Source organism: Ruminococcus sp. J1101004sp1_RTP21198st1_B9_RTP21198_201120 (assembly GCF_040924245.1).
GTDB lineage: Bacteria > Bacillota > Clostridia > Lachnospirales > Lachnospiraceae > Blautia_A > Blautia_A faecis.
Genome location: NZ_JBCOMI010000045.1, coordinates 19,228 through 29,908 on the forward strand (window position 1 = coordinate 19,228; position 10,681 = coordinate 29,908).

A 10,681-nucleotide genomic window follows, 5' to 3' on the forward strand; every position below is an offset into this window, starting at 1 on the left:
GGAGGGGCGTATTTGAACATTGAACGAATAAAAGAAGAACTTGCAAGAACCTACGCTAAGATTGAAAAGCTACAGAAAAAAGCAAGGGATCTGGAAGAACAGAAGAAACAGGCAGAGGATATGGAGTATCTGAAAATTATCCGAAGCAATGGAGTTTCCGCAGAGGAACTTCAGTTGATGATTGATATCAGTAAGGAGGAACAAAAAAAGATATTGGAAACCAGAGAAAAGGAGCAGACAGAAAATGAAGAAATTTCATAAAAGAGCAGCTGTATTTTTAACCGCAGCTACGTTAGCAGGACTTCCGGCAGGAGCTTTCTTTTATAGTTCGCCCGGAAGTCTGACTGTATGGGCAGATAATGTAGAAGTGGAATCATCAGAAGAAAGCAGCCCGGAAGATGTTGATTTTTCAGATGAATCAGAAGCTGAAATTCTTGCAGATCCAGTGGAACAGGCACAGGAAGATGCAGGAAATGATGTGACGGAAACACCGGAAGTAGGGATTACCTTTACAGAACCCGAAGGCTGGCAGACAGATACGGCAACCGTAAAAATTCAAGTGGAAGATACAAAGAATACAGGTGCTTTTTCTATTGCAAAAGTAGAAGCAAGACTTTCAGAAAATGGAGGATGGTCAGACATAACCGGAAATATGGAAGTATCCATCTCTTCTAATTGTAGTGTTTATGTGAGAGTTACCGATCAGAATGGAAATACTTATGAGCAGAATCGTTACATAGAGTGTTTTGATAAAACCAAACCAACTATTATTGCGGCTGCGAAGAATGGGATACTGATCGTGCAGGGAGTTGATGCGGAATCGGGAATTGCTGCTTTGTATGTCAATGGAAATGAATTCACAGAACTGACGAATAATACATTAAATGTCCGTTTGCAAAAAGCGGATACTTCCTATGAATACTTTACCCTGCAGGCAAAAGACAAAGCAGGAAATATGTCAGAGATCTATAAAGTAGGAAACCCTTATTATGAAAATCCAGATGCAGTAAAAGAGAATACAGAGGTTTCCGGAACGGAGCAGAATGCAGCTTCTTTGCCAGCCGATGGAACTGCAAGTAAGCCCACCAGTGCTACGGCAACCGTAACGGAACATCAGACAACGAACGAGACTGCTACTGCACCAACAGAACCAGAAAACACAGGAAATGAAACGGATACAGAAGCAGATACCGGACGGGTGCAGGGAGAAAGTTCTGCTTCCGGCATGACAACAGGAACAGTTCAGGACAAAGGGGGAAAGGAATTTTATACGATCAAGACAAAAAGTGATAAGGTTTTTTATCTGATCGTAGATAAGGATAAAACGGATGAAAATGTTTATCTTCTTACAGAGGTAGGCGAAAATGATCTTTTGAACTTTACGGATACCAACATGGTCACACTTCCACAGAACCAGGCTATTGCAGAATCCGCACTGCCACTTGAAACAGAGAAGATCACAGAGATACCGGAACCAGAAGTTACGATCATACCGGAAGAAAAGGAAGAACCTGAGAAGAAAAGCAATAATTCTGGCACGATTTTATTAATGCTGCTGGTTCTGGCAGGAGTTTGTGGTGCTTACTATTATTGGAAATTTATGAAAGGAAGAAATACTTCTTTTGATTATGAAGAGGACGAGGACGACGATGAGGAGGAAGATACAATTCGTGAGGATGATGAAGAATTAGAAGAATATGAAATGGAAGGTGAAGTAGAAGACGAAGAATCAGAGGAATAACTTTGTTTCACTTAATTACAGCGACAGGTGCAGAAAGGAGATTGAAAATTGCAGCTTGTAATTGCGGAAAAACCCAGCGTAGCCAGAAACATTGCGAAGGTGCTTCATGCCACAAACGTAAAAGATGGCTACCTGGAAGGAAAAGAATATCTGGTTTCCTGGTGTATTGGGCATTTGATTGAACTGGCTAGTGCGGATCAGTACCGGGATGACTGGAAAGCATGGAAATATGAAACACTTCCCATGATTCCGGAGAATTGGAAATATCAGATTAAAGAAAGTACCAAAGGGCAGTTTCGGGTTTTAAAGGAACTGCTTCACAGAGCAGATATCACAGAAGTTATATGTGCAACAGATGCAGGAAGAGAAGGGGAGTTGATTTTCCGTCTGGTATATAACCAGGCAGAATGTAAACTTCCCTTTAAAAGACTGTGGATTTCTTCCATGGAGGAAAAAGCAATTCTGGAAGGATTTCAGCAGCTGAAAGATGGACATGAATATGATGATCTTTATTATTCTGCAGTGGCGCGAAGTGAAGCAGACTGGCTGGTAGGAATTAATGCCACCAGACTGTTTACGGTACTGTATCACCATCGGTTGATTGTAGGTCGGGTGCAGACACCTACACTTGCAATGCTGGTGGAACGGGAAAAGAGCATCGAGAACTTCCAGAAAGAGAAGTATTATCTGGTTCATCTTCTGATGGATGGATTGGATGCTGTAAGCAGCCGGATAAAAGAGAAAAGTGCTGCCGTTCAGATGATGGAGGATATGAAGGATGAAACTGCACAGATTCTTTCAGTAAAGAAAGAGAAGAAAAAGGTACAGCCGCCGAAATTATATGATCTGACCACATTACAGAGGGAAGCAAATCGTCTTCTTGGATTTACGGCACAGCAAACCTTGGACTATACCCAAAGCCTTTATGAGAAGAAACTGGTGACGTATCCAAGGACGGATAGCCAATATCTTACAGATGATATGGAAGAAAATGCTCTTCTAGTTGTCGGGGCAGTAAATAGTATGTTTCCTGAAATGTCAATAAAGGGTTCAGAACCAGATATAAAGAGAATTTTGAACAGTAAAAAGGTATCAGATCATCATGCAATTATACCAACGGTAGAAATTACAAACATGGATTTAAAAGCACTTCCGGGTGGAGAAAAGAAAATTCTCATGCTGATTGCATCAAAGTTATTATGTGCATCGGAACAGGAATACATATATGAGAGTATTAAGACTGAAATTTCCTGTCATGGAGAACTGTTTACTGCATCTGGAAAGAATGTTCTCCAATATGGATGGAAAGAAGTGGAAGAACGGTTCTTTAAATCATATGGGAAAAATGCAGAAAAGCCAGAAGAGGAGGAAAGTGATTTTCCAGATATAAAAATAGGGCAGGTATTTGAATGTGTTGTTGTAAAATTTAGTGAACATTTTACAGCACCGCCGAAACATTATACGGATGTGATATTTTGTGAGCGTAAGGAGTGGATAGGAATTGAAGAAAGGAGTTCAGCATGAGAAGAAAAAAAGATAAAAGCAATGGCATTACTGCTTTGTATGAAAGACTGTCTCGTGATGATGATAATGCTGGAGAGAGTAACAGTATAGTTCATCAAAAGCAAATGCTTGAAGATTATGCTATGAAACATGGTTTTACGAATCTTGTTCATTTTACCGATGATGGTTGGAGTGGAGCGACCTTTGACAGACCTTCATGGAACAGACTTGTTGAAGGTGTTAAAAACGGAGAAATCACTGCCTGTATCTGCAAAGATATGTCCAGAATCGGCAGAGACCATTTGCAAGTAGGTTTTTTCACTGACATTCTGTTTAGAGAAAAGGAAGTTCGATTTATAGCAATCAATAATGGTATTGACAGTGACCGTCAAGAAACCAGTGAGTTTGCCCCTTTTCTGAATATCATGAATGAGTGGTTTGTCAGGGACACAAGTAAGAAAATTAAAGCTGTACTGAAATCCAGAGGTTCTTCCGGCAACGCTCATACAAGTAATATCCCACCATACGGCTATTTGAAAGACCCCGAAAACCCCGACCATTGGATTATTGATGAAGAAGCTGCTGAAGTAGTCCGCAGAATTTATCGCATGACTATTGAGGGAAAAGGACCTTATCAGATAGCAAGAGAACTTTCAGAAGAAAAAATTGAAAGACCATCTTATTATCTTGGCAAAAAGGGACTTGGAAATCATGCAAGCAACTATGACAAAGAAAATCCGTATATGTGGCGAGGAAATCAGGTTACTACTCTGATTGCCCGACCAGAGTATATCGGAAAGACTGTCAACTTCAGGACATTCAAAAATTCCTATAAGGACAAAAAGACGAAAAGGGCAGATAAGGAAGATTGGGTGGTTTTTGATGATACACAAGAGCCTATTGTCGATGAAGAAACATGGCTGCTTGCTCAAAAGTTAAGACAGAATGTAAGAAAAGCAGATCCTATGGGCGAGCCTAATGTTCTGACCGGAAAGATTTACTGTGCTGATTGTGGTGCGCCGATGTATAATCACAGGCAGCGGAAAGGGCGAGAAAGAATATACTATACTGCCAAAGGCGAAAAAAGGACAAGTTATTCCAATCCGGCAGATTGTTATGAATGTTCCACATATAATCTTGCTTATCAGAAGTATGACCGACATTGTACTTGCCACCATATTTCAACAAAAGCACTTAAAAGCATCATTCTGAAAACCATACAGGAGACTTGCCATTATGTTTCTTTGAATGAGCGGGAGTTTGTTTATTCTCTGCAAGAAGAATCGGCGATGAAAGATATTGCTGTTTCTGAAACTGTAAAAAACCGCATTGAAAGAAATCAGAAGCGAGTTCACGAACTGGATATGCTTATCAGGAAAATCTATGAAGATAATGTGATTGGAAGATTGCCGGACAGACTTTTTCAGAGTATGCTTACTGATTATGAAAATGAGCAGAACGAGCTGAACAAGATTATTGAGACTGACACCGCTGATATGCAACGGATTATAGGCGGTCAAAATAATGTGGAGCGTTTTCTAAAGCTGGTTAAAAAGTATGAGAATATTACAGAACTTACTCCTGCCATGATAAATGAATTTATCGACAAAATTCTGGTTCACGAGCCACAAGGAAAAGGTGCAGACCGCACCACAGAGGTGGAGATATATCTTAACTATGTCGGGCAATTTCAAGTACCTGTGGAGCAGCATGAACCAACAGAGGAAGAAAGGATTGCTGCTGAAAAAGAGGCGGAACGACTTCGCAGAAAACGAGAATCCAATCGTAAGTATATGAAAAAGATTCGTGAGAAATCAAAAGAATTTGCGGAGCATGAGCGTATAGCAGAAGAAAAAAGTTCTGATAGCAATGTGTGTGTTGAACAGAACGTCACAAGCAAATCAAATCGGCAAAAAGTGAAAGGAGAAAAAATAGCATGACAGAATTGAAATCACGAATCCATGACAAAAGCAACGGTCTGGACTATGTTCTTGTGGGCGATTACTATGTGCCGGACTTGAAGCTACCGGAGGAACACCGCCCTATCGGTATGTGGGGCAGACTGCACAGGACATATTTGGAGCAGTACCGCCCTACAAGGTTCTCTGCCCTCTGTTTATCCGGCGAACTGCATACTTACCTTGCTGACCTGGACGAACAGGCAACGGAAAGGTGCAGCCTTATCATTGAGCAGATGAAACAAGCCGAGGGCGTGACCGAAACCATGAAAGCAGACAATCAGATGTTGTGGGTACAGTCCATGAACTCTATCCGTAACCGAGCCGAAGAAATCATCAGACAGGAAATGATTTACTGCTGATTTTATCAAGTCCAAAACCAACAAATTTGTATCGTAAACGAAGCGACAGGTATTTCCTTATGAAGTGTCTGTCGCTTTTCATTTATCAAACTTTAAGGAGGAAAACACAATGAAGATGAACCGGAATGAAATGGAAGCCCTTTATGCCTTTGGCTGTCCGAACCTGAAAGCAACTGTCGAGCGTTTGCGTATGGTAGCTGCCCTTGCACCCGATCCAGTGGCGAAGAAGCTGTTTTATATGCTTTCCGTCAAGCTGAGTGCTGAGGGTGTTGAAAGGTGGTATCGCTGCTTTTACTGCAAGCTGCGTGTGTTGAAAAACCATAGGGAGGGCTGCTATGACGAGACTGACGAAGATTGAGAAAGAAACAATCGTTCTCTTTAATGAGGGCGAGGACAAGGCAAATATCTACACCCACAACGCCGGATTGAAAAAGAGGTTGGCTGCTTTTGCTAAGAAGTACCCTGACCTTTGCCGACTGGAAAAATCCAATGTTCAAGGCGGTGTTTCTTATGAGCTGGCAAAGTCCCGTCTGTCTATCCGTTTCCTGCCGCCTTACAGTGAGGAACGCAGACAGAAAGCCAGCGAATATGCGAAAAAGCATGGGCTGAACAGCCAGCAGGGGTAATGTGATAATCAGGGCTGATATGCGGTTAAAATGTCAGGTGCAGACCTGATGTTTTGACCGTTGCCTATCGCCTGTGAGGAAAGTATCGGGGACTATGGATTTTGCGGAAATGTGCGTTACAAGGCTTGAACAGGAACTCTGTACACAAAATTTTTTCTTCCATTCTTTAAGTTGATGAAGTATAATGAGATATGAAAAATTGAGGTTTTTAATACTCGATTTCAAACAATCATTTTTATATAGCTGGAACTATGGAGGGCAAAAATGAATAATTTTTTACGAATGTGTTTGAATATAATTACACAAATAGGTCCCTATTTAGTTGTACTTCTTCTTTTGAAATATCTTGTAAATCTTCAACAAAAGAGAGCTAAAGAACGAGAGGAAGAACAGAAAAAGGGAATAATTAGGACGCATTATATAATAAAAACCGAAAAAGTACTTACTATGTTTTTTGTATTGGCGGTGTTTCTTTTTGGGGGAGCTACGGTAGCCAGTGCTATTCAACAAGATGATTTATTGCCACCAATTGGTTTTAGTATTTTCTTTATTGTTTCTTTAATCGGCTCATTGAACATGATTATGTGGAAACTGGAAGTGAACGGAGATGAAATCACATGGCGTTCAACTTTTGGAAGAAAGAGAACTTTTCACTTTGAAGATATTACCTATTGCGAGAGAAAGAAAGGTTCTATGCGTGTATATGTAAATGGAGAAAAATTATTTACCATTGATAGTAATATTGACAAAGAAGAATTTATGGAGGACATAAAAAGAAGAAGAATCCCTGTAAAATCTTACTGGGCAAATCAGCATAAGAAAAATCGTAAATGACATAGATTTTATAACAGTACGATGTTAGACAACTGAATATGACCGTCAAGGTCAGATGAAGAAACCGATGTATTGAGCGTAAAGCGATCATGCGTCGGTTTTTCTTATTTCATGAGCTGACAGAATTCCGACTGTATATCACCCGTGAGGAAAGTATCGGGGACTATGGATTTTGCAGAAATGTGCGTTACAGGTAAGTAAAAAAACTACTTGATAGAGTGTAAATTGAATTGTTCATATCGGTATGATATAATTTACTGAAATGAAGCAAGAAGGTGGACTTTTGTATGAAAAAATTTTTGAAAATATTGCTAATCGTTATAGGAATAGTTTTTTTGATTTTTGCAGCGCTGATATGTATTGGACTGTTTGTTGATTATGATGACCATATTGAAAATGGTCGTTATACTTATGTTCCGGAAGAAGAAAACAAAGGAAATGAGTATATCGAGTTTAAGTTGACAGATAATGGAAAAGACGATTCTAAACTTACATATTATAATTCTATCGAAGAAGCTATTTTGAATTCCCCCTTAAAAGCAGAACATGAAGATTTATCAGCTCCAGAAGATTTTCTTAATCATGTTGATGAAATATTGCATATATGGAATGGCAAACAGTATGATACGATTTTCTATCGAGCAGGAAGTGATAACGATCCCGTTCAAGGTTTTGTGATTGCACGCTGCAAAAAAAAGATAGAAAATGAAAGTACACAATATGCGTTTGTAAATGCCACACCATCTGCCACTACACCAGATACCACTTATGGGGGAGACTTCAAAAAATTTATCCATTTATCTTTAACAATAAGTGATATTCAACAAGACTTAAATCCAAATTATCCAGATACCAGATTCGTTTTTGGCTATGCACATGATAAAGAAATTTACTCATTAGAAGTAGAGGGTCAAAAGCCAGATGGAATTATAGAATATGAAGAATATGGTAGAACGATGTATATGTGGTATTATAACGATTTGGAAAGCAATAAAAGAGGCGATTGTCTGAGCTACTCAGTAGATGTGCCAGAATAATTTTTCAAATTGGCTAATCTGCCACAACTGAATATGACCGTTAAGGTCAGATGAAGAAACCGATGTATTGAGCGTAAAGCGATCATGCGTCGGTTTTTCTTTTTGCAAAATAGTCCGGTGGACTGTTTTGCAAAACCGAAGGAACTGACAGAGCTTGAGACGGGGCGAAGTCAGTTTGTTCGGGCGGGAGTACAGAGGGTGCAACCCTTTGTGCATGGGTACAGGGAATGCAATACCCCTGTGCAGGTCAAGGGCGGCAGCCTTGCCCAGTTAAGTGGCGTTTCGCCACTTAGTACTGGGTATTACTTGACGCAGAAAGCCGCAAGGAATCAGCTTCGCTGCCCTTCTCCCCTGTCGGGGAAATCAAAAAGAAAAGGAGGAACTCATGTGAAATTAACAAGGCACAATGGACGAGCTGGAAAGAATGGCGTTTATAATCCGAAGCACAATGACCGCAGTTTTGACATTGCCAACAGCGAACACATTGACGAAGAACGAGCCAAACAAAATCTCTATTGGGACTGTTACAATGGCTTCCGCAATTTCAAAAATCCCGATAAGGAAAATGAGCTGTCTGCCACTTTTGAAGATGTGGAACAGCTTTTTTATCGTCAGCGGTATCGTGATTTTGTAACCGGACAGAACGAAAGAAATGTGAAGAACCGACACCCTGAAAGGAATAAGGAAACCGGTGATTTGCTCAAAAGCAAAAAGACCTGTCCAGAGGAAACGGTCTATCAGATTGGAACACTTGATAATCATGTTCCACCGGAACTGCTCATTGAGATTGTCACAGAATTTATGGAAATCGTAAATGAGCGTTTCGGCTCTCATGTCCATATCCTGAATTGGGCGCTGCACTTGGATGAAAGCACCCCTCATATTCACGAGCGTCATGTGTTCGACTGTGAAAATCAATATGGGGAGATTGCCCCACAACAGGAAAAGGCTTTGGAAGCACTGGGATTTGAACTGCCGGAACCGGAGAAGCCTGTCGGAAGAAAAAATAACCGCAAGATGACTTTCGATTCAGCCTGCCGAGTGTTGCTGTTCGATGTGGCGAAAAAGCATGGCTTACAACTGGAAGAAGAACCCGAATATGGTGGTCGTGCTTATCTGGAAAAACAGGACTATATTCTTTTCAAGCAAAAGGAGCAACTGGCAGCACAGGAGCAAAAGTTGGAAGAACTCACGATGAAGATTGAAGATGTGGAAGCTCTGGTGGACGAGGTTGCCGATATTGCCTATGACAAGGCGGTTGAGGTCGTTGCTGATACTGTAAAACTGGAAACGCACAAGGAGGATATTAAGCTGGTGGAGCAGTCTAAAGCGTGGGTTCTCTCCCCTGAGCGTAAGGCTTCAAAGAAAGAAGTTGAGTATGCAGTGAAACGATTGGATGGCGTGATTGCCAGAATCACAAACGCTATGAAATCAACCATTCAGAAAATCCAAACCACGCTGATGAAACCGGAGGTCAAAAAAGCCGGAACGGAGCAAATCAAGAAGAAAGCTAAAAGTTCCATTATAGAGCAGTTGAGCCGCAAAAAGAAAGAAATAGCAGAGCGTGAAGTCAGCCGGACGGATCAGGCAAAAAGCAAAAAACAGGATATGGAACTCTAAAGCACTTGCTGTTTTCACTTTGAAAATGACAGGTGCTTTTGCTTTAGGGAGTAAGAAAATATCTTCCATTCTTTAGGTTGATGAAGTATAATGATAGTAAGAAATTTTTTGTAATGACCTTAATCCAATAAGTGATTTTGCAATTATTCAGTAAAGGATGTAATTATATGAAAAAAGTATTGTTGCTTTCCAGTGTGATTATTATACTCGGTTTAACAGGCTGCTCTAACAAATATTTCAATGACTGGTTTAGCTCTGAACAAAATGAAACGGATAAGATGTGTCAACAAATTATCGAGGCATGTAAGCAACAGGATTCAGAGAAACTAAAATCTCTATTTTCCGAAGAAAGCAAAAAGAACATTGAGAATTTAGACACTGAAATCTCTGCTTTTTTCGATTATATTGAGGGCAGTATCCAAAGGTTTGAGGGCGATTGTGCATCATCAAGTGAAAGCAACTATGGTAAAAGGAAAACGGAATTGGATGGTATGTATCTCATATTGACAGAGAAGGAAAGGTATTGTATGAATTTTTATATGTATAGTCAGGATGATGAAAATGCCCAAAATGTGGGGATATATAAAATTGAAATTGCATTGGAGAGCGAAGTGGCTGAGGATAATTTTATATGGGATAATCCCCCAAACGGTATTTTTGTTGGAGGACAAAATTGATTTTTGTTATGAGAGAACATTAAAGTATAAATTTCGGATGGTATAAGAAAAACTGACTACAATTAAATCTTCACAGCTTTACTAAGCAGGAAATCTGAAAAGTTCTCCTGCTTTTTTGCACTCAAAATAGAATGTGGAACTCTAAGACACTTGCTGTCTTCGTTTTGAAAATGACAGGTGCTTTTGCTTTGGGAGGCAAGAAAAAATCTTCCATTCTTTAGGTTGATGAAGTATAATGTAAGCAACAAACTGTTAAGGAAACAATCGGAGTTGGTGTAAACGAAAAAGCAGCCTTGAGTTCTGATAAAAACTGCCCTTTCGTT

At 40.1% G+C, this 10,681-nt stretch carries 11 protein-coding genes; all 11 read left to right on the plus strand.

What is annotated here, in order from left to right:
• Positions 1-12 precede the first annotated feature (12 nt).
• The 11 genes from AB5618_RS19760 to AB5618_RS19810 all read left to right on the plus strand — a co-directional run bounded on the left by AB5618_RS19760 (position 13) and on the right by AB5618_RS19810 (position 10,358).
• Entirely contained in the window at positions 13-261 is a 249-nt protein-coding gene (locus tag AB5618_RS19760) for a DUF4315 family protein (RefSeq protein ID WP_055066060.1), read from the plus strand.
• The gene (locus tag AB5618_RS19765; RefSeq protein WP_055066059.1) at positions 245-1,741 is read left to right on the plus strand and encodes a CD1107 family mobile element protein; all 1,497 of its coding nucleotides are present in this window, start codon (positions 245-247) and stop codon (positions 1,739-1,741) included. The genes AB5618_RS19760 and AB5618_RS19765 overlap by 17 nt, the downstream gene beginning before the upstream one ends.
• A 48-nt stretch (positions 1,742-1,789) precedes the next feature.
• Complete coding sequence (locus AB5618_RS19770; protein ID WP_368367008.1) at positions 1,790-3,265, plus strand: DNA topoisomerase; 1,476 nt, start codon at positions 1,790-1,792, stop codon at positions 3,263-3,265.
• A complete protein-coding gene (locus AB5618_RS19775; RefSeq protein ID WP_005930780.1) occupies positions 3,262-5,184 on the plus strand; it encodes a recombinase family protein in 1,923 nt (640 codons plus the stop codon). The genes AB5618_RS19770 and AB5618_RS19775 overlap by 4 nt, the downstream gene beginning before the upstream one ends.
• On the plus strand, positions 5,181-5,564 hold the full coding sequence (locus AB5618_RS19780) for a TnpV protein (protein WP_005930786.1): 384 nt from the start codon (positions 5,181-5,183) through the stop codon (positions 5,562-5,564). The genes AB5618_RS19775 and AB5618_RS19780 overlap by 4 nt, the downstream gene beginning before the upstream one ends.
• 109 nt (positions 5,565-5,673) lie before the next feature.
• On the plus strand, positions 5,674-5,922 hold the full coding sequence (locus AB5618_RS19785) for a hypothetical protein (RefSeq protein ID WP_005930789.1): 249 nt from the start codon (positions 5,674-5,676) through the stop codon (positions 5,920-5,922).
• Positions 5,900-6,190, plus strand: coding sequence for a hypothetical protein (locus AB5618_RS19790; RefSeq protein ID WP_005930793.1), 291 nt, complete (start codon positions 5,900-5,902; stop codon positions 6,188-6,190). Before AB5618_RS19785 ends, AB5618_RS19790 begins: the two co-directional genes overlap by 23 nt.
• A gap of 264 nt (positions 6,191-6,454) precedes the next feature.
• Positions 6,455-7,024 carry a DUF6560 family protein gene (locus AB5618_RS19795; protein ID WP_035393633.1) on the plus strand — a complete coding sequence of 190 codons (570 nt, stop codon included), beginning with the start codon at positions 6,455-6,457 and terminating at the stop codon, positions 7,022-7,024.
• Between the two features lie 287 nt (positions 7,025-7,311).
• Positions 7,312-8,061 (plus strand): hypothetical protein, encoded by a 750-nt coding sequence (locus AB5618_RS19800; protein ID WP_368367009.1) that lies wholly within the window; start codon positions 7,312-7,314, stop codon positions 8,059-8,061.
• 84 nt (positions 8,062-8,145) lie between these two features.
• On the plus strand, positions 8,146-9,681 hold the full coding sequence (locus AB5618_RS19805; protein WP_008394494.1) for a hypothetical protein: 1,536 nt from the start codon (positions 8,146-8,148) through the stop codon (positions 9,679-9,681).
• A gap of 167 nt (positions 9,682-9,848) precedes the next feature.
• A complete protein-coding gene (locus AB5618_RS19810) occupies positions 9,849-10,358 on the plus strand; it encodes a DUF5104 domain-containing protein (protein ID WP_008394495.1) in 510 nt (169 codons plus the stop codon).
• The last annotated feature ends 323 nt before the right edge of the window (positions 10,359-10,681 follow it).